The sequence below is a fragment of the Bacillus sp. BR3(2024) genome, from assembly GCF_039134555.1.
GTDB classification, from domain to species: Bacteria; Bacillota; Bacilli; order Bacillales; family Bacillaceae_G; genus Bacillus_A; species Bacillus_A cereus.
The window spans coordinates 4,987,775-5,012,393 of sequence record NZ_CP152433.1 but is presented as its reverse complement, the minus strand read 5'-3'; the positions used below and the strand labels follow the sequence as shown (position 1 = coordinate 5,012,393).

Below are 24,619 nucleotides of genomic sequence, written 5' to 3'. Positions count from 1 at the left end.
TTCATTTTATAGAGTAATTGGAACTTCAGATACATTTTTTTCTACAAGGCGAGCTCCCTTTTTTCGTGTATTTTCATCAATGGATGAAAATACAGATGAGGCGAGGATTGTATCCATTACTTGATTTACGACTTGTGCATCGATTGGTGTGATGGGCGTATCGATAGAAAAAACGACTGTTTTTCCATCTTCTTTTGCGAAAATCAACTCTAGTACTTGCATGTTGTTATTCCCTCCTTTGTATTTATCAAGCTATTTATGGGATTTGGGTCTGCCGGTTAAATTGCGGTCTAATAATCAGCGGGGATGATTAAAATCCCCACTGATCCGAGTTTTACTTTATAGTTTAGAAAGATCTGATGTGCTTACAAGTTGTACAGCGTGAAGTGGTGATGCTTGTAAGGAAGCTAGAGCATGAGCTACGTTGTGTACTTGATCTAAGCTCGCATTTGTTTTAACACGTTTAAATTGTTTGCTCTTGAAAACTGTTTTGCCGTTCTTATCTAATCCGTTATTTAAGACAAGACGTAAAGTTAAATCCATTACGATTGTTTCAATTGCCATGTGTATCACCTCCTTTCACTTTATAAATAGGGTACAAATGTCATGTTTTGGCGTGAAATTTTTTCTTTTTTTTGGTACCCTTAAAAGATTAAGAGAGGAGAATTCTGGATAATGAATCGTAAATGGTTATTTTGGATTCCTGTATTACTATGGATGGGGCTGATTTTCTATTCTTCGGCACAACCATATAAAAAGCAGGATATGCGTTCAGATATTGAACAATATGTAAATGTTGAATTTGTGAAAGAGCATTTTTCATGGGTATCTATTGATTATGGTGGAGGAACCCCTGTTAGTATTGCGAATAAAGGTGTAGGCGGATTTATTGAGTTTTTCCTTCGTAAAGGTGCTCATTTTATGGTGTTCTTTATGCTAGGTTCATTGATTTATTACGCTTTTCATCGATCAGGTCATTCGAGGAAAAGATGTTTTATATATGCCCTTCTTTTCGTTGCGGGTTATGCAACATTTGATGAAATTCACCAATGGTATACGGGAGACCGCACACCAATGTGGCAAGATTCATTGCTTGATACGTGCGGCGGATTAACGGGAATTATAATAAGTAATTGGTTTTGGAATAGAAAAAAGCGCTAATCTCATTTGAGATTAGCGCCTTTTTTTGCGAGTAGTAAAACTCCACTTAACTGGCTTGATTCAAGTTTCACTTTATACACCAAGTAATAATTCTTTTAGTTCGTCTGTTGATAGTTCAGTCATCCAGCTATCGCTTGTGATGACCGCATTGTTTAGAGATTGTTTTCTTTCTAGCATTTCATCAATTTTTTCTTCTAATGTTCCTGTTGTAATAAGTTTGTGAACATGAACAAATCGTTTTTGACCAATGCGATATGCGCGGTCTGTTGCTTGATTTTCCACAGCTGGATTCCACCAACGGTCGTAGTGAATGACATGGTTGGCAGCGGTTAAGTTTAATCCTGTTCCGCCAGCTTTTAAGGATAAGATGAAAATGTCATACGTTCCGTTTTGGAACTCCTCAATCATCTTGTCGCGATCTTTTTTCGGCACACTACCGTTTAAGAAGAGGACACGCTGGCCGAATTTTTCTTCTAGCACACGTTTTAGCATGTTCCCCATGCCGATGTATTGAGTGAAGATTAGGCAACTTTCATTTTGATCTTTTATATTTTCGATGAGCTCCATTAACGTTTTTGTTTTCATAGAGCGTTCAACGATATTTTGTGGCTCTTCTTCTTTTAAATAAAGAGCTGGATGATTACAAATTTGTTTTAGCTTGTTCAGCATAAGTAATATAAAGCCGCGTCTTTCAATTCCACTTAATCCTTCGACATTTTGCAGTGTATCTTGAACAAGTTGTTCATATAAGGAAGCTTGTTCACCAGTAAGAGGGCAGTAAGCTTTTTGTTCTTGTTTATCTGGTAAATTTAATGCGACCGTTTGATCTTTCTTCGTTCGGCGCAGTAAAAATGGTGAGATAAACCGTTGAACTTGCTGGATTTTTCCTTCATCACGATCTTTTTCAATCGGTGTGACGAAGCGACGTTGGAATTGCCCTAAGCTTCCGAGATATCCATGATTAATAAAGTCGAAAATGGACCAAAGTTCAGCAAGGCGATTTTCCATCGGCGTACCAGTTAAAGCGATTTTGTGATTTGCTTGTAAGTTTCGTACTGCTTTCGACTGTTTCGTATGTGGGTTCTTAATATTTTGTGCTTCATCCAAAATAACAGCATCCCAGCATAATGAAGTTAGTTCTTCCTCATCGAGTTGAGCCAATGCATAAGATGTTAATACAACATCTGCTGATTGAAGGGAATCTTCAAAAGAATTGCCCTTATCTCTATTACTTCCGTAATGTAATTGAACACGTAAATTCGGTGCGAAACGCTCAAATTCTTTTTGCCAATTTCCAAGAACAGATGTCGGCGCTACGATTAATGCAGGGCCTGTTTTGAGATTATTTTCTTTTATATATAGTAAGTAAGAGATTGTTTGAATACTTTTCCCGAGTCCCATATCGTCAGCTAGCAATGCTCCAAATCCAAGCTTTCGTAAATATAATAACCATTCAATGCCGTGTTGTTGATACGGACGAAGTGTTGCGTTTAGTGAAGTAGGGACATCTACTTTTGGAATATCTCCAATATGAAGCAGCTTTTGGAATAGTTCCTCATAATATCCATCTAGTTCAATTTCAATATCAGTAAACGGACTATCATCTTCTACAATTTCTGTTTCAGCCGTATTTGATAAATGTTGCTGCAGGACATCTTTCATCTCTAGTCCGTATTTATCGGCACGGTTCATGAGTTTCCTTACTTCTTCGATAAAGGCTGGATCTAGTCGCATCCATTGACTGTTTATATTAAATAGACGTTTGTTTTGTTCAACGAGTTCAAAAAATTCGCTTTCTGATAAATCAATGCCGTTCGTCGAAATTCGCCAGTCAAAATTAACGAGCGTATTCATACCGAAGAACGATTGTGTTTGTACTGTATTTTGCTTCAGCTGGACACGTAATTTCGGTTTTGTTGCTTTTAAATTTTGCCACCATGATGGTAGTAAAATTGTAATGCCGGCTGCAAGTAATTCATCGCTTGCTTCTGTTAAGAAGTTCCAAGCTTCTGTTTCAAAGAGCTCATTTCGGAATGTATCTCCTTCTTTTAACCACGGTATGAGCTTACTAAAACCTTCTTGTGTTTCTGTAATCCGTTCTTCGTAATCGTGCCATCTTTTCGGTAAGGAATCGATGTTTTCATATACATATATGCGATGCGCCCCGCGCTTTGGTGTCACGATTGTTTCAAGTTTCCACATTTCAAATTCTTCTTGTGGTTCTTGCAGTCTTAGTCCGATTGTAAACGGAAGATCATCTTCAATATAACCAATTTTTCGAAGCCAATCTTCTTCATGTAGTGCTGTTTCCAATTGTCTTTTCGTAAAGTCGTAATGTTCATATAGTCTTTTAGCATCTTCCCAGCCGTCATTTGAGCGATTATCTTGTAATATGCTTTCATTAACTGCTGCTGAGAAAAGAGATGCTAATGTGTCATCTTCAATTGGCGTATTTTGAACTTTCCAAGATGGTTGTTTGGGCCAGTGCTCGATATCTGGTACGAAGCTACCACTCGTAAAGGCATCCCATAATTCATTTGCATCTTTTGTAAGTGCTGTAATAGGGCCGTTCAGTTGAATATGTGCAAAGGAATTCATTGGTTTGTTTGCAATGTATTCAAAGGCTTGTGCATTTGTTAGTAGCACACCTTGTTTTCCTTCGAAGGTTGCTTCTTTTAGAAACGTACCGTAGAAAGAAGTGGAGTGCCATGTGAATGCATTTCGTTTCCAACTTGTTACGGATAATGAAGTACCGCTGTCATCTTCTCCCCAAAGGAACCAACCTTGACTAACATGCTGGAGCCTAATTGTTACTTCAGTTTGATTGATCATCGATTAATTTTCCTTTCCGTAATTCCTCTTGTAGTGCACGCAGACGTGAATGGAGATTGGCGATGTGAATAATGAAAGCATCCCATTCATCGGTGCGTTTTAATCGTTTATATAATGTACGTAATTTCTTTAAGTAACGAACTGCGCGTCTATATGATTTACGATTTCGTTCTTCAATTGCTTCTACAGCAGCAAGATGATAAAGAGGAAGTGCTGCTTCTGGCGCTTCTTTTTCAATATCTTTCAGTGGTTCTTTTAACAGTTCAATTGCTTCAAACCCATATAAGAGATGGAGCTCTGCCCATGTACGATACTGTTTTTTCGCGAGTACGTACTGTTCATAGTTTGTGAAACTATACGGTAATAGTTCCTGCAAGATCATTTCAAAACCAGCTTGTTCATTTGTATGTGTTGCGTATGTTTCATACATGATTACAAATAGCCGAACGATATCTTTTATAAAAATCGTATTTTCGTGATCTTGGATCGTTTTCTTTACTTGTTTATACGTAAAGGAAAGCCAGTTTTTCGCACGATCCCACTGCATGGCACTTAATAGTTCTTCTAACCAATAGAAGTATAGACTCACAACAGAAGCAGGTTGTTTCTTTAGTAAGTCCATCGCTAGTAGATCTTCTTCATTTAAAAAGAGAAGGTGAGAAGACGCTAACGCTTTAGATAGTGGATTAATTTTCGTATCGATTCGTTTTTCTTCCTCTTGCATTTTCTCTTTATTGTTTAAAAGTTCACTCCATATGTGGCGATAAATGAAAAATCGCTCTTGCGTATAAGCGTCGGTAGAGAAGAATACTTCATGAACAAGACGAGCTGTTTCTTGCAAAATTATTTCAGATTCTGAAGGAATCGCTTCTGATTGTAAGTCCCGAACGATGGATTCCACTTTATCTACAAATAGGCGAACGACATTAACAGGTTGGTGATAAGAATACGTTTTGTTTGCTTCGAATGCCTGAATTTCTTCTAATAATTTTTGAAAGCAGTAAAGTGCTGCATGTAACCTGAATAATTCATGTATGGCGATGACGCGCGGAGCTTTCCGCTCAAGTTTCGTATAGAAATCTGTAAAGATACTCATAAGAAAATACATTTGTTTATAAGTAAGGCGAGCTTGTTCTTTTTTAAATGAATCATATTCTTTTTCAAAATATGATTCCCAACTTTTATAATCCGTTTCTTCAAAAGCTGATGATTGCAATACTTGTCTTGCAGTTCGAATAGGAGGAAGGGAAGGTTTCGTATTATTTTTAAATAAAGTTAATACATCTCCTACTTGCCCGAAACTAGACGCTGCAGATAGTAATACAGCGAGCATATGCTCACATTGTGTTGGTGCGAAGCAATCACAATAACTTTCAGCGACATTACGAATCGGAATATGAACGCTATATACGTTGCCTTCCGCATCTACAGTTCCTGATAGTGTATAACCATCAAAGTCAACGTTGTAGACAACACCACTACGATATAGGTGCCGAGCTGTAGCGACATGTTCCTGATCAGCTGTTTGCTGTGGATCTAGTCCTTGAACGAACTCATTCGCAATCATCATAATTTCATCTTTCGTAATTGAGTGTTGCAGCATAATATTCCTCCGTACACATATTTCTTTCCTTTACCATTATAAACAAAAAATGCTCAAAACAGAAAAAATGAAATTTGGATTACATAACTTGAAAATCATGGTAATATATAAAATGTTAATTTCATATATGAATATATATGTATAGGAGGAGAAATGATTTGTCAGATTTACAGACGAAGTTAGGTAGTGGAATGAATAAGTTACAAGAAGGAATAGAACAAGGGAAAATGAAGTTGCAAGTTGCACAAGAAATTGCTCAATTGAAAAAGGGAATGCAAGTGCAAATGCAGAAAAAAGCAGAGGTTCTATTAGAGGTTGGACAGCAAGTGTATGTTCAATTAAGAGGAAGTGGAGTAAATGAAGCGAGCTTAAAAGAAATGATTGCTCCAGTTCAAGAATTTGATGTAGCTATTTATCAAGCAAGAAAGCGCATTGTTGAATTGCAAAAACAACAAGGTGAAAAAGCTACATGTGAATGTGGTGGACCTTTATCAATAAATGATAAGTTTTGTGGTTCGTGTGGAAAGCCTAACCCGATGTTAGCAGTAGAAAATGAAGGTGAAACGGTAAATTGTATTTCATGTAATGAGCATATCGATAAAAACTCTACTTACTGTCCAGTTTGTGGAATTAAGCAAAGTGGGGAGTGAATTAAATGTATTGTCGCACATGTGGAAAACAACATGGTGAAGAAGTAAATTATTGCCCAAATGAAGGTAGTATGGAGATTGCAGGAGCTATAGATGCAGTAACATTAGAAAAAGATACTGCAAAATACTGCAGAGGTTGTGGCAGTGAAAATGCTCAAAAAAATTTATATTGTCAAAAGTGTGGGTATTCTTTATCTGTTGTGAAGAAAAAAGAACAATCTGTAAAATTGCCTACAATGGATGGTGCTCCTAAAGTTGAATTTAAAGCAGATAAAGCCGTTTTACAAAAAGGTTTTATTGGTGGGGCTGTTGCAAGTATTCTCATGTTAATTGCTGGTTGGATTGGTAGTTTATTATTTGCCTCTATGTTAAGTGAGATGTTTAGCAAATTTGCGAAAGAATTAGAAATGTTGCCAAGTTTTTATTCGAGTGCAACTTCTACGATGTTAAGTTACCATTTACTTGGTTTTACAGCTAACGATGATAGTGGATTGATATTTTCTTTATCTTGGCATACTCCATTTACATTATTATTAATCATTCCATTTATTATTTTCGCTGGTACAGGAATTTGGTTAGGGAAACAGCATGTTGCGAAAACGATTAAAGATCAAATCTTTATGGCAGGAACAGTTGGTATTATTTATGGAGTCTTTTTATTCATTATAAGTTTTATAGCATCACAATCTTTTGCAATCCCATTCTCAGAAGCAGGTAAGATTACGGTTGGCTATTCAGCGATGAAGAGTTTATTGAGTGGTTTTGTATGTGGGACATTATTTACCTTATTAGGATTTATTGCTCATACAAGCAAAAACAATATGGCAGTAGCATTTCAAGAGTTAATGCCATATGGAGCGTCTGTTTATTACGGTGTTTCAGCTATGATAAAAGGACTTTTAGTAACAGCGGTAGCAGTTTGTATTATGGCGTTAGTAAGTAAGGAAGACGGTATTGAACCATTAAAAGAAATAACAACTTTAAAATCTGAAAGTACATTATTAGCATTAGAGTTAACACCTCAATTATGGAGTATGGCTCATTTTGCGCCGTTAGAAGTATCAAGTCCAGCACTTAGTAAGGAATTTACTAGAATTGGTAAGAAATCAAATGTATATGAGAGCACACTATCGTTTTCATTTATATCAGGCGTCTCTGTAAATGGCGTAGAGCTTAGAGAGATATTAATTTCAAAAGGAGCAAATGAGGAAAGCCTTGCAGAATTTGATAAAGTGAATAACGTATTCCATTACGGTTTATTACTGCTTATTATTCCATTGTTCTTTATGTTTAGAGCGGGAAGAAAGTTAGCTAAATTACCGACTGCCAATATATATATTACATTAGCGGTATGCAGTGGTTCTTACACAATTATGATGATTGTAATGAATATGATTTCTAAGTTCCAAATTAATGTTTCAGGAACTGTAACAAGTTTATTTGGAACAAGCGGAACAGTACTATCTATGCAAAATTCATTTACATATTTAATTTTGTTTAGTTTTATTGTGACATATGTAGCGGCATTTGCTGGAATGAAATTAGCTAAAAAATAGGAGGAGAGCACGTTGAAGTTTTGTGGAACATGTAAAAAGAATGTTGCAGACCATTTGAACTTTTGTCCTGAGTGTGGGAGTAAAGTAGAAGTAATCGTTGATAACACTGCTGCTTCATATACAGAATTACAAAGCGAGACAAAACCAGTGAAAAGTAAGAAAAATTTATTTTTAATCATTGGTTTTGCCATTATTGCTGCATTATTATTTGGGGCATATAAATTTGGAGCATATAAGTTTTCAAAAGAAAAGCAAGTAAATGTAATGATTGAAGCATTCCAAAAGAAAGATATTAATGCAATTGATGAGTTTGTAAAAGCAAATGATTCAAGCTTAAAGATTAAGACAGAGGATCTTAAAGCGTACATGCGTTATTTAAAAGAGAATCCTTCTTACAACAAACAATTACTGTCTTATTTACAGAAAGAGACAGTAGATCAAAAGTTAACAAAAGATAAATCTTCATTTAAGGACGGGGAAATAGTAGAAGAGGGAAAAGAGTGGTTCTTATATCCAAAGTATAAGTTCAGCATGAAATCTTATTATATGAGCGTTAGTACAACTGCAAAAAATGCAGAAATATATGTGAATGACAAAAAAGAAGCAGAGCTTTCTAGTGATAAAACTTCGAAAGAGTTGGGGCCATACTTCCCAGGTACATATGTTGTAAAGGCAACGGCGAAGACAGAACTTACTGAATTAGAAACAGAGAAAGAAGTAGATTTAGCGGATGAACAGAGCGAGAAGGTGAAAGTGGATTTATCGCTTGAAGGCAGGTATGTAAGCATTTCTTCTGATGAAAGTGATGCAACTGTATTTGTGAATGGGAAAAAACGTGGAAAATTAAATTATGGAAGTTATAAGCTTGGCCCTGTACCAACAGATGAAACAGTAGAAGTGCATTTAGAGAAAAATGCTGAGTTTGGTTTAATTAAATCAGAAAGCGTTAAAGTGGGAGACCAAAGCACATATTACTTAAAATTCCCGAAAGAAGCATCAAGTTCAGCAGTGGGCGAATTTGTAAGAAATCATATTTATGATAACGTACGTGCAATTTCATTAAATGATTTTAGTTTAATTGAAAATAATTATGATAAGAGCGGGAAATCGTATAAGGAAGACCGTGATTATATACAGTATTTACACAAAAAAGGAATTACAGAAGACTTATTAACGATGGAAGTTCGTAATGTAGAGCGTCAAAGTGCTACGAAATATAAAGTAACGACATATGAAGAGTATCATATTCGTTACGGTGATGGATCTGTGAAGTTCAAAAGTTTTAATAACGAACATATTATAACTGTGAATGGAAATGGAAAGATGTTGTATCATTCTCTTGGTGCAAATAATACGTTGAAATCAGAAGATGTATCTGGTCCAACTCGTTAATATGAGAGAAGCTGTTCAATATTTGAACAGCTTCTTTTTTGTAGCTAAATCGATATTTCGTGTCGAACCGTTGATATATCGTAAGTTATGATAGATATAATCGAAAAATCGTTGATATATTGCGATGTATGATAGATATAATTGAAAAATCGTTGATATATTTTTTTACAATTATGAGTGTGTTTCCTTTAGTATCGCTTGTACATACGGATCATGTAATATTTGCTCTATAATTGGTAACATGTTTTGTTCAAATGGAATGTCGATAGGAAATGGCTTTTGAGAGCCTGGTTTTATTCCATATTGCACAATTTTGTAATGTGTATTGTTTTCAGACTTGAGCACAATTAACTTATAGCGGTTATCATCGCCAGCGAGTGAAAAATCAATAGAAGTAGCGTTATATGTCACTTCATCTTTATATATGTACGGTTTTGGCGTACCAATCCAGTCTACTTTTGCTTGTACATTCATGGGCGTAGCCTCCTTATATGTATTATAAATAAATAAAAGCCAGCTCTCAATAAAGAGAACCGGCTTGTAATTTAGCAGTCATTGGTTATTTTAAAATTTTCACTTTAACAGTTTTGCGTCCCCATTTTTGAGCAGCGCTATCTGATCCAAGTAAGATATCAATACGGTTACCTTTAATTGCACCACCAGTATCTCCAGCGATAGCTTCTCCGTAACCTTCTACCCATACTTTAGATCCTAATGGGATTACTTTCGGGTCAACAGCGATCATTTTCATGTTTGGATTCGCAGTTAAATCATGACCCATTGCAGTTAATACACGGCCGCCATATGTGCCACCGTTTTCGCTCGGGTGAGCTGTATATGCTGTAGCTACAACTGTTAACTCACGACCACCAGATGGTTCGCTAGTTTCAGCAGCTTTCACAGCAGGCTTAGCAGCTGGTTTTGCTTGTGCTACAGGTGCTTGAGCCTTAGCTGGTGCTTCAGCTTTAGCAGGAGCAGTTGTTTCTTGTTTCTCAATTACAGGTGCTGTACCTGTTAAGAAAGGAACATGAACATAAGCTGTTTTCCCGTTATATTCAAATTGTAACCACTCATTTTGTACTTGGTTCGTTGTTTCGATTACATCGTCTTTCTTCAACTTTCCAAGAACCTCTGAGTTTGTGTTCGTTTCAGCACGTACGTTTAATACGTTAGCTGTTACGTAGTAGATGCTTTTTGTGAACTCTGCACTTACGAATGCGTCTTTACCGTCTAAAGTAATTTTTGACCATCCGTTCTCTGTATTTTGAACATCTATTTTATTACCGTTTAGTAATTTACCGACAACTTTTGATTCAGTAGTAGGGTTTTCGCGTACGTTTAGTACGTCTGTTGTTACAACAGCTTCTGCATTAGCAGATGATGTGAAAATCCCAAGACCAAAAACTGCTGCTGTTGCTATACCAATTAATTTTTTCATGATAGCCTCCATTGCGTTTGTTTTCGTGTCCTCATTATAGCAACAGATTTTTTCGGATTTGGGGAAAACACACAATTACAAACCATTCGTAATAAGTCGTTAACATCCTGTAATATAACAAAAAATATAGGAAAGCGTTTTTCATTCTATATGATTCATAGGTTTCTAGTTATATTCAAAATATTTAATACAACATGTTTTTTTCGACGTAAATAAAAATGTTACAGGAATGTTACATGATGTTTACTAAACAATTACATTCCTTGAGTATTTTACCGTTTTATGGGTAATATAGTTATATAAACATAAACATTTTGTTTGTGAAGCTATAAACACGTGCTATATACTAGCAAAAAAACCGCATAATTGTTACAAAACGAAAGGGTTGCAGGGAAGAACTTTGCCCTTTTTTACATATGTAACACATCCTTTTTTAGGAAAATACATTCCTATCCGCGTTTTTCTCACACAATTTGACAGCAGTATTTCTAACTTGTAGCTCTTGCAGAGTGAAAAGGTTATACGAAAGGTAAGGCTGTCCATAAGAATTCGAATTGGTGAAGGTGAAAGTAAGAAAATCACCGCAAAATTATAGTTTTCTATCCGATTTTACATATCGGAATTTATGTTATTTACAAAAGCGAAACCTACGAAGGGGGATTTGATGAGGAAACTGACAAAAACATTCATCGTTTCATTAACATTATGTATTGCATTTACAATTTGGGGGATTATTCCCGAATCTATTATTGGAAAAGGTAGCTTAGGAAATGTAACAACCGCAATTCAAACTGCATTAGTTAGTAAGTTCGGGTGGTTTTATATTATTTCCGTGTCTATTATTTTAGGTGTGTCTATCTTTTTAATTGTTTCGAAATACGGTTCTATTCGTTTAGGTAAAGATGATGATGAACCTGATTATAGTTATATGACATGGTTTGCTATGTTATTTAGTGCTGGTATGGGTATTGGCTTAGTTTTCTGGGGCGTTGCCGAACCATTAAACCATTTATACGCACCTCCGTTTGGAGATAGTGCAACTGAGGAAAGTGCGCGCCTTGCACTGCGTTTTTCATTTTTCCATTGGGGATTACATCCTTGGGGACTATATGCGTTTGTAGCGTTATGTATTGCTTACTTTACTTTTAGAAAAGGAAAAGCAAGTACGATTAGTGCGACAGTAGGTCCGTTATTTAAGGGCGGGGAACACGGGCGTATTGCTCATTCATTTGATGTGTTAGCTGTTTTCGCAACTGTGTTTGGTGTTGCAACGTCATTAGGTCTTGGTGCGAAACAAATTGCAGGTGGTGTTAGTTATTTAACATCTATCCCGAACTCATTAACGACTCAGTTAGTTATTATTGCAATCGTAACAGTATTATTTATGTTATCTGCGCAAACAGGTCTTGATAAAGGAATTAAATATTTAAGTAATACGAATATTATTTTTGCGTTTGCACTTATGATCATTGTATTATTTGCAGGTCCAACAAACTTTATTATGAATTACTTCACTTCAACAATCGGTTCTTACATTCAGGAATTGCCAAGTATGAGTTTCCGTTTAAGTCCATTAGACGAAGGTGGGAATCAATGGATTCAGTCATGGACAATTTTCTATTGGGCATGGTGGATTGCTTGGTCACCGTTCGTAGGTACGTTTATTGCTCGTGTTTCACGAGGACGTACGATTCGTGAGTTTGTTATCGGTGTGTTACTTGTGCCGACCGTAATTGGTGCACTTTGGTTCTCAGTTTTCGGCGGAACAGGTATTCATATGGAGCTGTTTGGTGATGCACATATGTTTGAAAAAATTAAAGAGATGGGAACAGAAGTAGGATTATTCGCTATGTTCGATCAGATGGGCAGCTTTGGATCAGCTTTATCAGTTTTAGGTATTTTACTTATTGCAACATTCTTTATTACATCTGCAGACTCTGCAACATTTGTTTTAGGAATGTTAACGACACATGGTAGTTTAAACCCACCAAATCGTATTAAAATGATTTGGGGTATCGTTCTAGCCGCGATAGCTTCTACGCTATTATATATTGGCGGATTAGAAGCCTTACAAACGGCAGCTATCATTGCAGCATTCCCGTTCGTCTTTGTTATTTTCTTTATGATGGCAGCTTTATTTAAAGAGTTACAAAAAGAAGGACGTATGAAGCGTCATTAATAATAGAAGGAAAAGAGCTGATTTCATATCAGCTCTTTTTTTATCCCTCTATTTGCTGAGCAGTAAGAACCCCACCTCAAAATTCAGCAAAAGCAAATAAATCGAGCTGCTTGTAAAAGCCCGATTGGTGATGGCTAATGAAAGTTTCACTTTATATAGAAGGAATTTGAAATGCGGGTAGGGGAAATAAAATACTTTACCATATAAGTAGTATGCCTTTTATACGAAGAAAAAACGATAGGTTTCGACAATATTCGATACCTTACGAATTCTATTCATATTTTTGACAAAAAATTGTCGGAAATGTGTTGTCACGTTTATATATATGTGCTATATTATTTCCTGTAAGCGATTTCAAATAGTTTTAAAGCGCATTCAAGGGGGACATCTAGAATAATGAAACGTTACGAAAGAAAGTGGAAGCATATTTGTTTGAAACGTGTGGCACATCGTAGTGTCCAAGAAAGCACGGAACCTAAGACTGAAACGCGCAAAGAACAGCAAGAGAAGCAATTGGTTCTACAAAAATAGCAATCACTTTTTCGTATATAAATGAAGGTCGATCGTTCGTTGGGGGATGGACGTGAAATTACTTTCAGCTAAGGGGTATTGTCTGATATATAATTTATACGGCAATAAATAAGCACAGAGCATACGGCGCTCTGTGCTTATTGTTATTATTTATCTTTTTTGAATCGAACTGTCTTATCCCAGCCAATGACTTGTTTCTTGCTCTTTGCACGTAAGTATAAGATTAAGCTACGAATAAATAAGTACGTAAAGAGCTGTGCGTACGTAAAGTACATAATAACGCTAATAAAAATATTAGTCGGTGTAAAGGTTCGTTCGACACTCTGGGCACTAAATAATTGAGAAACATATGTAATATATGCGACATACCACATAAATAGTAGCGGAATGCTATATTGAATTTGGAATATCCCGAGTAGCCCAATTACAAACCAAACGTTTGAAATGATTAGGAATAGCCAAAATACAACATACACTAGAACTTGTTGTAAGGAATGGACGAGAAGTTTTCCTTTAAAGAAACTTAATGACGAGAACATTTTTTCTAAAATGTATAAATTCCCTTGGAGCCAACGTGTACGTTGTTTAATAAGAATTTTTAAATGCTCTGGTTCTTGTTCCCAAGTAACTGATTCTGGGACGATTGGTAAGAGATAACCTTTTTGTGTAATTCTTAATGTTAATTCAGCATCTTCTGCAATTGCGTAAGGGTCATAGCCACCAAGCTCTTCTAGTGCGGAGCGACGAAGAAGCATATTTGTTCCTGTCAGTGAGCCTGTTTGGAATAGTAACCAGCGTCCAGATTGCATAAGGAGCTGGAAGATTTGGAATTCTAGCGAAATCATTCGCGTCAACCAGTTTCTTTTTTCGTTTACTGTACGAACATGTCCAACAGCTCCAACAGCATCTTCAGTTGTTTCAGCGTGCTCTACAAGCATTCGCAGTGCGTGTGGTTCAGGTTGGTTATCTGCATCGTACACACAGAAGTATTCACCATCTGAAATACTAAGGCCGTAGTTTAGTACACGTGATTTACCCTTCGGTTCACCGGGTGGAACACGAATATGGCGAATATGAGCATAAGCTTTGTCGAAATCATCGCCGATTTCAGGTGTTTCATCTTGAGAGTTATCATTTAATAAATAAATAGTTAGCTTTCCGGGATACTCAATCTTCGCCATCGCCTCTAAGGTATCTTTAATAACGACGCCTTCATTATGGGCAGGTATGAAAATATCGACGCTTGGATAATGTTCTAGCGTACGATCTTTTCGTTTACTATTTCGGTGAATTAAGCCCGCGATTGTTAAGAAAGAGTAGTAAACGAGTAAGCCAGAGAATAGAAAGGCCGTAAAAATAAGTACATATTTAATTGAAAATGTGATACTAATCCAAAAAACGAGTACGCAAAACAGAAGAAATAAAAGAAGTATAACGAGAGTCATCATAACAGTGTCTGTCCTTTGTTTCCAATGTGCTCGCGTGAAATTTTTATATCTCGGATTGCTTCAGCAGCAAGCCATTGCTCCATTTTTGGTTTTAGGCGGTTCATTACAATGTCAGCACCAGCTTCATTTGTGTTTTGTAATAAAATAACTAGCGTATTATTATCATATTCAGCAGCAAGGTCAAAATCATTCCTTACCGTTTCAACTAATAAGGAAGCTACACGGTCCATAACACTTTCCTTCGTATATTTACTAAAGGAAGTGAAATCAAAGTAAATGATAACGCCTGTTTCATTACGACGATTCATTGCAGTCGTTAATAACGCTTGGCGTCTCTCGAATTCTTGTCTTGTTAGTAATTTTGATTCTCCAATATATTGTTCTAATGTTCTCACACGCTCAGTTAAAGTTTTATTTTCATGAATCACTTTTTTCAATAGGTGAGTTGTTATATATACAATGAAGAAGTTAGCTGCCATCAGGAAGTGGATAATCATATATTGCCATTGATCTGATGTACTCCATAAATGAAGCCATGCTTGATAAAATAAATAAAATACGGAAATAATGGTCCCTAGTATGAAGAAAATAAATGCTGTTTTGTCAGCTAAAAATAAGAATAGTACATTTACGATTACGTATATTATTGTAAAAATGAGCGCATGCTCATAATTCGTCACATGTACAGTAGTAAAATAAAATACAATTTGTAGAATCCACATAGAGAGGATTTTATAGAACTTATCTTTCACAAAACTTTCCTCCTTAAAGCTATTTCATCCATAGATACTTGTAGTATGCGCAATTATTAAGAAATTGACTATGTCGTTACATTCTTTTGAAGGGCAACAACAAGTAGTATTTCTATTTTCATCAGAAAAATAAAAAGACTTAAACATTATTGTATCATAATGTTCTTATATTTGGGATAAGGTGCTTGATAGATATATATAATACGTTTGGATTGCATGAAAAAAGTCTTCTCTTGGAGAAAGAGAAGACTCTATATAAGTTTATAGGAACATCATACCTGCAACTGCTGCGTTTAAGAAGTTCGCTAATGTACCAGCGATAACTGCTTTAATCCCTAATTGTGCAATTTGTTTACGGCGAGTAGGAGCTAACGTTCCTGTTACACCTAATTGAATTGCGATAGAAGAGAAGTTTGCGAATCCACAGATTGCAAATGTTAAAATTAGATTTGTTTTGTCAGAGAACTCTGCCATGTGTGGTCCTAAGTTTGCGTATGCAACGAATTCGTTGATTGCAAGTTTTTGACCGATAAAGCTTGCTGCTTGTACAGCTTCACCAGGAGAAACCCCGATTAAGATTGCAAATGGTGATAATAAGTAACCGAAGATTAAATCAAGGCTAAGTTTAATATCGAACCAAGAACCAACCCATCCTAATAATCCATTTAATAAAGCGATTAATGCGATGAAAGCCATTAACATTGCTGCTACGTTAATAACAAGTTGCATACCTTCAGATGCACCGCGTGCAGCTGCATCGATAACGTTTGCGTCTTCACGTTCTGTAGAAAGTTCAACGTTATTATCTACTTTTTCTGTCTCTGGCATAATCAGTTTCGCAATTAATAAGCTTGATGGAGCTGCCATTATTGCAGCTGCTAATAAGTGCTCTAACGGAATACCCATTGCTGCATAGCCGACAAGAACTGATCCAGCAACAGCTGTCATACCGCTTACCATAATAGTGAAGAATTCACTATTTGTTAAGCGTGCTAAGTAAGGTTTAATTAAGATTGGAGCTTCAGTTTGTCCTAAAAATACAGTCGTTACTGAGTTTAAGCTTTCTGCTTTAGAAGTTCCAAGAAGTTTACTTAATGCACCACCAACGACGCTAACAAATTTCTGCATAATACCGAAATGATATAAGATTGCTACTAATGAACTAATAAATACGATTGGAAGTAGTGCTTGAATAAAGAATACAAATCCCCAAGGTCCTTTTGCGTTGACTAAATCCCCAGCAACGAACTTAATTCCCTCGTAAGAAAAATTAATTAATCCTTGAACACCGTCAGCAGCGTGTTTTAAACCTGCTTTACCAGCATCCCATCGTAATACGATAAATGAAAATGACATTTGTAATGCTAGCGCAATTAAAATTGTGCGCCAATTAATAGCTTTGCGGTTGGAAGATAGTAAGAAAGCAATTGCTAATACTCCAATCACGCCGCCAATTCCCCATAAAAGATTCATGCAGTGTATGCTCCTTCCTCATAGTAAAAAAGTGTATAAACCAGTTGTCTATACTTTTGCGAATATACATCTTAAGTAACTTATCATAATGGACATCGGAGGTCAAACGTCTAACGAAAAGTTTAAATAAAAAGAAAATTCTTCAAAAAAACACATATAAAATAAATAGACATGAAATAGGTTATGTTTTTTATGGGAATATATACATTATGATAACGTTATGGATTATTTTTGCAGAATAAAGTGTATGAAATGAAAAAATAGATACATTATTTTTATAGAGAGAAGGTAGGAGAAAGGGAGTAATATGTTGAACTCATAGCAAAAAGCCTTCTAGTAAACTAGAAGGCTTTGAAACTATTAATTAAGGTGCTTTCGTGTATCCTAAGAAGTGGCTCTTCCAATAAGAGTTACTTAATGAAGCGATTGCTACACCTTTATCTCCAGCTTGGATAAATGATCCGCCCCCAAGGTAAATACCCATGTGAGAAGGGCCAGATTTATAAGTGTTTTGGAAATAAATTAAGTCACCTGGTTGTGGACTTGAAGTTTTTGGTAGGCTACTCCAATATCCCGCAACACTTTGACGGCTAATGTTATGACCAAATTTCTTAAATACGTGGTAGATGTAGCCACTGCAATCTACGCCGTTAGCAGAAGTTCCACCCCAAACGTATGGTACACCTTGCATTGATTTTGCATATGCAAGTACGGAAGAACTGTCGCCACTATTATTGCCTGTATTATTATTGTTGTTGTTGTTATTGTTTTGATTGTTATTTTGATTATTGTTAGGCTTATTATCTACTGCGCCTCCAACTGGTGTTTTAGATAGGTAACGTGTTCCGATATAACCAGTTTGACCGTTGTAGTTAATTTTGCTCCATCCAGAGTTTTCAGAAATTACTTGAACCTTCTGACCTTGTGGAAGTGCGCCTATGATTCTATAATTTGTACCTTCGCCGCTACGTACATTTAGTGCAGAAGCATTAATGTAATAGTCGCCAATTGCACCTTGGTTAGGTTGTTCAGGTTGTTTTGGTTGCTCAGGAGTAGTAGTGCCACCTTTAACGAATTTTACAAATTCGCTACTAACAAAGCCTGTTTTTCCTTGGTAATTTACTTTAAACCAACCGTTTTCAGATCCAACTACGTTTAATGTTGTACCGTTTAAAACGCCACCAATTACACTATGGTAAGCGGCAGGGCCTGTACGAACACGTAAAGATGTAGCGTTAACTACGTAAGAACCGCCAGTTTGAATAGTTCCATTATTATTGTTATGCTCTTGTTTGTTGCCTTCTGTAACGTTTTCGTTAGAACCGCCTTTTGTTACGTAGTCTTTGCTTATATAAGCAGTTTGTCCTGCGTAATTGATTTTGAACCAATCTTGAACTTCGCCGACAACTTGTACTACTTGTCCTTTTTTGACAGAACCTACAGTTGTGTGAGAAGTGCTAGGACCTGTACGAACGCGAAGGGAAGATACATTTACTGTATAGTTTCCGCTTGCTGGTTTTACTTCTTGGTTGTTATTATTCGTATTATTGTTTGAAGAACCCCCATTAGAAGAAACGCCAGATACGAATTCGCCACTTACATAACCTACTTGTCCATTATGGTTAATTTTCACCCAACCATTTTCTTGTCCAATTACGTTTAATGTTTGTCCTGCATATACACGTCCAGAAACAGAACTAGAAGTGTTAGGAGCTGTACGTACACGTAATACATCAGCAGTAACTTTATTGTTTCCACCTGTGCTTACATTGTTGTTTGCTGCTCCACTTTTTGATACAAATTCGCCACTAACAAAGCCTGTTTTTCCGTTAATGTTAATTTTGAACCAACCATTTTCTTCGCCAATCACGTTTAGTGATTGACCGTTATAAACACGTGAGATGATGTCGTGAGAAGTGCTTGATCCCGCACGAACATGTAAGACGCTCGCGTTTACCGTATAAGATGAGTTGTTTGACGCAGAAGCTTGGACAGTTGTAGCAGCTTTTTGTGTATTTTGTTCAGGTGCAGCTTGAACACTATCAAGTGTAGGTGCTGCTCCTCCTGCTACAGACACTGCCGCAAGACCGGCAAGATACTTTTTCATAATTTGTCGATTCCTTTCTGTCTGTAATGTAGTGAAGAAATATTTACCAACTGTTAAAAATTCTAAAGAGCATGTCGATTACTGTCAAGGCTTATGTGGGAATCTGAATATGACAAAAAGATTACAAGAAAAAATCAAGGTATAAATTTACACCTTGATTTCCATTTAAATACATATATTGAATATAAAAGGACAGAAATTATTCGTGTTTAAGAAGATGACATATTGGATTGTAACAAGATTTTATTAAAAGATTTTTGCAGTTTTTTGGTGATAGGTCCAACTTGCCCATCTTGAATCGCGGTTCCATCAAGGTGGGTCATTGGTAAAATTTCAATCATTGTGCCTGTGAAAAAGCATTCATCTGCTTGATAAACGTCACGAACGCTGAAAAGTTCTTCCTGTACAGGTATGTGAAGAGTATTCGCTAAAGAAAGGACATATTGACGAATAATGCCATTTAAAATAAGGTGATTGGCTGGATGTGTGTAAAGAGTTCCATTTTTAATTAAAAAGAAGTTGGAATGGCTTCCTTCCGTTACAATACCATTCCTTACGAGAAGTGCCTCTTTACAACCTTTCCGTTCAGCTTTCGTAGCAGCTAGTACGTTTGGTAATAAATTTAATGATTTAATGTCACAGCGTAGCCATCGAGTATCGGGTTCTGATATAGCGCGTATACCATATTCAATCCATAAGGCTGGTCTTTCTTTTTTTGTAATATAGGCATAAATTGTCGGAGGGGTGTCATATGAAAATACATGTGTGCGAGCTTGTACACCACGAGATACTTGCAAATAAATTGTGCCATCTTCGTGGAAATGGTTTCGTTCAATTAATTTGTAAAGTAAAGTGATGAGCTCAGCTTTTGAGAAAGGGAGCGATAATTCTACTTCTTCCATGGATCGATATAATCTCGTTATATGCGGATCTAATAAGTGAAAGTTCCCTTTATATAGGCGAATAACCTCGTAGACACCATCTCCGAACTGCGAACCTCTCTCTTCAAGTTCTATGTACGTTTGTTGTTTTGTTGTATCAATAACTTCATCATTCCAAAGTACAAATTTTTCGTATGCCAATTTCCGTCCCATCCTTTCGTAAGTACGTAAGTAACGTGAAACTTTCATTCATGCGAGATAAAAATCACTATAGTAATTTTTATGTAAGCAATTCTCTACATATGACCGTATATGTATTTGTAACTCATAGAGAAGTAAGGATGATTTACCCCTCATTAACGGGCAGTAAAACTCCCACTTAAAAATTCGGGTGGAGCAAAGAAGTGAAGTGGGCGAATAACTGCCCGATTGGTGAGGCTGATTAATGTTTCACTTTACAGCATTTTGTATATACAAATTCGAAAATAAGAATGAGAATCCTGCTTTTAAATAAAAAAAAGCAACATTCTTATGGAATGCTGCACAAGGAGGGTAGCTATCTTTCATAGGGACATTGTCTCGTTGAATGTTTTGTGTATGGAAACAAAACATGTTGAAAGACAATTATAAGAAAGTAGAAACAAAAGATTTACACACTTCTTTAAGGGATCTTACGAAAGATGAGAGATAAGAAATATGTAGAACCTCGTTTACATATTTTATTATAGAGATTCTTCATTAACACTATGTGAATATTTGGTAAAGGTTATGTAATTTTAAAGTTAATGAATATAAGTAGTTGTATGGAAGAAAATAAAAAAAGAGGCTGAGATTACTCAGCGCTCTTCTTTTCTTCTTTAATAACTGTTTTTACTTCACCAGTTTTGATCTTATTACTTTCAGAGAAGCGAAGTAAGTCACCTTCAATGATTTTATCAGACATGTTCAATTCATTTTGGGCACGATCAATTAGTGGTTGAGATTCTTCTTTCGGTAATTGTACAACTTCGCCAGTAGCACGATCGTAGAATGTACTGTTTGTGTACATGTATTTATCTGTAACGAAGCTACCGTCACGAAGAACAACAAATCCTTTATTATCAGGTGAGAATACATCATGACCGAATCGAACGTCATTTGTAGAATCTACACCAAGTAAGTTTAGAATAGTTGGTTTAATGTCAATTTCACCAGTTGGTTTCGAAATTGTTTTACCTTCTTTTTGACCCGGAACGTGAATAAACATCGGTGTTTTTTGTAAGTTCATATGGTCAAATGCAGTGATTTCTTCTTTTCCTAAGAACTGTGCCATTGCACGGTTATGGTTTTCAGAAATACCGTAGTGGTCACCGTAGAATACGATTACTGAGTTGTCGTAAATACCTTCTGCTTTTAGACGCTCAATAAAGTGTTTCATTGCTTCGTCTAAGTAACGAGCAGTTACCATGTAACGGTCAAATACTCCATCACCAGAATTGTATTCGTCGATTAATTTTGTACTGTCATCGTAAGTGAATGGGTAATGATTCGTTAAAGTAAGGAAGCGAGTATAGAATGGTTGCTTCACTTGTTTTAACATATCAATAGATTGATCGAAGTACTCGATATCTTTTAATCCCCAGTTTAATTTTGTTTCCGGTGTAATCTTGTAGTCAAGCTCGTTGTAGTAACGATCATAACCAAGTGCTGGATACATAATGTTACGGTTCCAGAATGTTGCGTTGTTTGCGTGGAATACCGACGTGTGATACCCTTGCTGACGTAAAATTTCTGGAGTTGCTGTATATTCATTATTACCGTGTGTGAAGAATACAGCACCGCGGTCTAGTGGATATAACGAAGTATCTACTAGGAATTCAGCATCAGATGTTTTACCTTGACCAGTTTGATGGAAGAAGTTATCAAAGTAATAACTTTCTTTCGTAAATTGGTTTAAGAATGGTGTAACTTCTTGTCCGTTAACTGTTGCACCAATTAAGAATGTTTGCAATGACTCAAGAGAGACAACAATTACGTTTTTCCCTTTTGCAGTACCGAACATATTTGGATCTGGTTTACTTTGTGTTGTTTTTACGTAGTTTTCTGTTTCTTGTAATTTACTACCGTCAGCGAACGCTTTTTGTGAACTTGATTTTGCTTGTAAGCCAAGATCGTATACTTGGTGTACATATAATCCTAAGTTTTTAACAAGCATAACGCGGTCGAATGAACGTGTTAATAGTTCTGGGCGTTCAGCTTCTGCAAGTCCTAAGTTTGCGAAGAAAATAGCAACTGTTGATACGAAGTATAGAGAACGCATCGGGCGTGCTACACGCTCTGTAGGTGCAAAGTTCTTCATTTTCTTCAATAGAACGAAGAATATGATAATGTCTGCAAATGCAAGGATAATTTTGTAGTTAAATAATTCTTTCACACTAGAACCTAAACTTCCGAAGTTAGATGTTTGTCCTAGCACCGGTAATGTAACGAAGTCATTGTAGAATCCGTAGAACATTACGTTACCAACAAGAACGATTGTTAAGACAAAATTAATTCCAAGTGCTATATAGTTACGTTTTTTCCCTTTTGCAAATAATGCAAGACCAACAAGCAGTAATGATGCTGCTAATGGGCTAAGGAATAAAATGAATTCTTGCATGAAAGATTCAAGTTTTAAATCAAAGCTTGTGCGTGTAATAAGGTAAGTTTTCAGCCATAAGGCTAAAGCTACGAATAAAGTGAAACGCACATTTTGAAATTGTGATTTCAAGGTTTCTTTCATTCATTTCCACCCTTTCTCTATCAGGCTTGGTCGATTTTGGAGCGAAAAATGCTAAAATAAAAAATACATAGTTTTCTTGGCCATAATTAAAGGTTCTATATTCACCCATATACGACTATAACTATGCATACCCTTTTGGTTTCTTTTGTTGCTCATAAGCATAACGTCATTTCTGTATTATACAACAAAATTCATTTCTGAGAAACACTATAACATTTTACATTTTTTTGTATAAGATTTGTCACTACCAGAGAAAACTTTAACATTCGTTTATATGTCCGTCAACTAGAAAATATAACAAAGGTAGAGCAGAATGTTAAGTAGAAGTGAAAATTTTCTTTGTTGAGAAATAAGAAACGAAGATGGGTAAGGGTTATCTAGAAATCTATTATATGAAGGAAATTGTGTGAAAATTAACGAACACTTGTTCTTTTTTAGTTTGTTTGTTACAATGAAAGTTCATTGATAGGTTTTGTGTAATTTCCATGAACTTTTACTGATAACATATTGTAGCTTATTTCTTTTTAAAAATAGGGAGGCTTTTTACATGAAACAAAAATTTTCAGTTGAAGCGTTTTGGAAGAAAGTAAAACATGTTGCAAAGCAAGCAGGGCAGTCGGTCATTTATGCAAGTTTATTACTGTTTTACGTTTTGCAAAGACCCGATGTTCCAAAACGAGTGAAAATTATTGTAATTGGAGCACTTGCTTATTTTATTGCACCGATTGATGCGATTCCAGATTTTATTGCTGGAATTGGCTATACGGATGATTTAGGGGCGTTAACGGCCGCACTAATACAGGTGTCGTTATACGTCAATGAAGATGTGAAAGATAAGGCACGAGTGAAGTTGGCAGAATGGTTTGGTTCGGACATAGACACAACATTTATCGATCAGAAATTAGGTCAATAGGTGAAACCTGTCATAAGGTGACAGGACGAACGTAAGCGAGGAAGTGCATTATGCCATCAGGAAGAACGCATACGAAAATAAACTTAATATCCCTTCCGGTTGTTTTGTTTTTGCTCTTTTCGTATGGATTAACAAATTTTGATTTTTTATTAACTTTTGCAATTGGTTTTTTAGTAGGTACTTCATTTTTAACACCAGATTTAGATACGTACAGTAATGCTTATAACAAATGGGGTTTCTTACGTATATTTTGGTATCCTTATAAGAAAGTAATGCCGCATCGATCTTTCTTTACGCATACGATTATACTTGGTGATGTGATTCGTATTGCGTACATGTTAATCGTCTTTTCTCCATTTTTATTTCTATTAAATGTAATCGCACTGGATGGTAATTTAATAGAAATTGCGAAGAAACATGAGGTTGAAATTGTAACGTTCTTAATGGGAATTGTTGTGGCAAGTACGCTCCACATTATAGCGGATAAAGTGAATACGCGCCGAAAGAAAATGATGAGAAAAAAGAAGAAACGCAGAAGATAAAGTGAATGAATTTGGAAAAGGCCCCTTGCAATTTGCAAGGGGCCTTTTTTAAACAAACGTTTGTTTAAAATTAAGCTTTCAGTACTTTAATTCCTTTTACAATGTTCCAGATGAAGTAGTATAAGCTGATGATTCCGCAAATAGCTAAGACAATCATTGATCCAATTCCAAGTGTTACATCTGGTTGATCAGATCCAAGACCCATAATTCCTAAAATAGTTACGCCAATGAATGTAGCGATACTTGGAATGATGTGTGTCCATAGAGCACGTTTTGCATGTGGTTTTGTTTCAGCGTCTCCTACAATCCAAACGATAATAGGGAATAAGATAGGGGCAAATAGTACACTAAAGTATGATAACGCAGCTAATATTTTATTTCCGTTCATATATATCACCTC

The 24,619-nt window shown here is 36.0% G+C and carries 20 protein-coding genes; 7 read left to right on the top strand and 13 right to left on the bottom strand.

Annotated elements, in window-relative coordinates:
• Positions 1-6: 6 nt before the first annotated feature.
• A complete protein-coding gene (locus tag V7S45_RS25875; protein ID WP_001197593.1) occupies positions 7-222 on the bottom strand; it encodes a DUF2922 domain-containing protein in 216 nt (71 codons plus the stop codon).
• A gap of 117 nt (positions 223-339) precedes the next feature.
• Entirely contained in the window at positions 340-564 is a 225-nt protein-coding gene (locus tag V7S45_RS25870; RefSeq protein WP_000963861.1) for a DUF1659 domain-containing protein, read from the bottom strand.
• Positions 565-675: 111 nt separating this feature from the next.
• Between V7S45_RS25870 and V7S45_RS25865 the strand changes: the two genes are divergently transcribed.
• Positions 676-1,161, top strand: coding sequence for a VanZ family protein (locus V7S45_RS25865; RefSeq protein WP_001080707.1), 486 nt, complete (start codon positions 676-678; stop codon positions 1,159-1,161).
• A gap of 72 nt (positions 1,162-1,233) precedes the next feature.
• Here the strand turns inward: V7S45_RS25865 and V7S45_RS25860 are convergent, their stop codons facing one another.
• A complete protein-coding gene (locus V7S45_RS25860; RefSeq protein ID WP_342761573.1) occupies positions 1,234-3,993 on the bottom strand; it encodes a DEAD/DEAH box helicase in 2,760 nt (919 codons plus the stop codon).
• A complete protein-coding gene (locus tag V7S45_RS25855) occupies positions 3,977-5,596 on the bottom strand; it encodes a hypothetical protein (RefSeq protein WP_342761572.1) in 1,620 nt (539 codons plus the stop codon). The genes V7S45_RS25860 and V7S45_RS25855 overlap by 17 nt, the downstream gene beginning before the upstream one ends.
• Before the next feature lie 158 nt (positions 5,597-5,754).
• On the opposite strand from V7S45_RS25855, the gene V7S45_RS25850 reads away from it, so the two are divergent.
• The 3 genes from V7S45_RS25850 to V7S45_RS25840 are packed head-to-tail and all read left to right on the top strand — an operon-like array spanning position 5,755 to position 9,194.
• Positions 5,755-6,246, top strand: coding sequence for a zinc ribbon domain-containing protein (locus V7S45_RS25850; RefSeq protein WP_001281753.1), 492 nt, complete (start codon positions 5,755-5,757; stop codon positions 6,244-6,246).
• Between the two features lie 5 nt (positions 6,247-6,251).
• On the top strand, positions 6,252-7,802 hold the full coding sequence (locus V7S45_RS25845) for a zinc ribbon domain-containing protein (protein WP_089607738.1): 1,551 nt from the start codon (positions 6,252-6,254) through the stop codon (positions 7,800-7,802).
• A 12-nt stretch (positions 7,803-7,814) separates the two neighbouring features.
• Entirely contained in the window at positions 7,815-9,194 is a 1,380-nt protein-coding gene (locus V7S45_RS25840; RefSeq protein ID WP_089607737.1) for a hypothetical protein, read from the top strand.
• A gap of 171 nt (positions 9,195-9,365) precedes the next feature.
• On the opposite strand, the gene V7S45_RS25835 is transcribed toward V7S45_RS25840, so the two are convergent.
• Together V7S45_RS25835 and V7S45_RS25830 are read right to left on the bottom strand one after the other, a co-directional pair.
• Positions 9,366-9,668 carry a DUF3910 family protein gene (locus V7S45_RS25835; RefSeq protein WP_001102539.1) on the bottom strand — a complete coding sequence of 101 codons (303 nt, stop codon included), beginning with the start codon at positions 9,666-9,668 and terminating at the stop codon, positions 9,366-9,368.
• An 85-nt stretch (positions 9,669-9,753) separates the two neighbouring features.
• Positions 9,754-10,632, bottom strand: a complete 879-nt coding sequence (locus V7S45_RS25830) for a cell wall-binding protein EntA (protein ID WP_342761571.1) — start codon at positions 10,630-10,632, stop codon at positions 9,754-9,756.
• Positions 10,633-11,296: 664 nt separating this feature from the next.
• Here V7S45_RS25830 and opuD point away from each other — a divergent pair.
• Entirely contained in the window at positions 11,297-12,811 is a 1,515-nt protein-coding gene (opuD, locus tag V7S45_RS25825; protein WP_089607734.1) for a glycine betaine transporter OpuD, read from the top strand.
• Between the two features lie 677 nt (positions 12,812-13,488).
• Here the strand turns inward: opuD and V7S45_RS25820 are convergent.
• The 6 genes from V7S45_RS25820 to V7S45_RS25795 all read right to left on the bottom strand — a co-directional run bounded on the left by V7S45_RS25820 (position 13,489) and on the right by V7S45_RS25795 (position 22,764).
• The gene (locus V7S45_RS25820; protein WP_000988751.1) at positions 13,489-14,790 is read right to left on the bottom strand and encodes a glycosyltransferase; all 1,302 of its coding nucleotides are present in this window, start codon (positions 14,788-14,790) and stop codon (positions 13,489-13,491) included.
• Positions 14,787-15,542: a diguanylate cyclase gene (locus V7S45_RS25815; protein ID WP_342761570.1), complete on the bottom strand. Its 756-nt coding sequence runs from the start codon at positions 15,540-15,542 to the stop codon at positions 14,787-14,789. Before V7S45_RS25815 ends, V7S45_RS25820 begins: the two co-directional genes overlap by 4 nt.
• Positions 15,543-15,803: 261 nt before the next feature.
• A complete protein-coding gene (locus V7S45_RS25810) occupies positions 15,804-17,015 on the bottom strand; it encodes a NupC/NupG family nucleoside CNT transporter (protein WP_001051020.1) in 1,212 nt (403 codons plus the stop codon).
• Between the two features lie 364 nt (positions 17,016-17,379).
• Positions 17,380-19,122, bottom strand: coding sequence for an SH3 domain-containing protein (locus tag V7S45_RS25805; RefSeq protein WP_342761569.1), 1,743 nt, complete (start codon positions 19,120-19,122; stop codon positions 17,380-17,382).
• A 209-nt stretch (positions 19,123-19,331) separates the two neighbouring features.
• Positions 19,332-20,216, bottom strand: coding sequence for a D-amino-acid transaminase (locus tag V7S45_RS25800; protein ID WP_089607808.1), 885 nt, complete (start codon positions 20,214-20,216; stop codon positions 19,332-19,334).
• A 619-nt stretch (positions 20,217-20,835) separates the two neighbouring features.
• Positions 20,836-22,764, bottom strand: coding sequence for an LTA synthase family protein (locus tag V7S45_RS25795; RefSeq protein ID WP_000665333.1), 1,929 nt, complete (start codon positions 22,762-22,764; stop codon positions 20,836-20,838).
• A gap of 547 nt (positions 22,765-23,311) precedes the next feature.
• On the opposite strand from V7S45_RS25795, the gene V7S45_RS25790 reads away from it, so the two are divergent.
• On the top strand, positions 23,312-23,677 hold the full coding sequence (locus V7S45_RS25790) for a YkvA family protein (protein ID WP_000810369.1): 366 nt from the start codon (positions 23,312-23,314) through the stop codon (positions 23,675-23,677).
• A gap of 50 nt (positions 23,678-23,727) precedes the next feature.
• The gene (locus V7S45_RS25785) at positions 23,728-24,219 is read left to right on the top strand and encodes a metal-binding protein (protein ID WP_001139059.1); all 492 of its coding nucleotides are present in this window, start codon (positions 23,728-23,730) and stop codon (positions 24,217-24,219) included.
• Positions 24,220-24,289: 70 nt separating this feature from the next.
• Here the strand turns inward: V7S45_RS25785 and V7S45_RS25780 are convergent, their stop codons facing one another.
• Entirely contained in the window at positions 24,290-24,607 is a 318-nt protein-coding gene (locus V7S45_RS25780) for a DUF4870 domain-containing protein (protein ID WP_001014099.1), read from the bottom strand.
• Between the last annotated feature and the right edge of the window lie 12 nt (positions 24,608-24,619).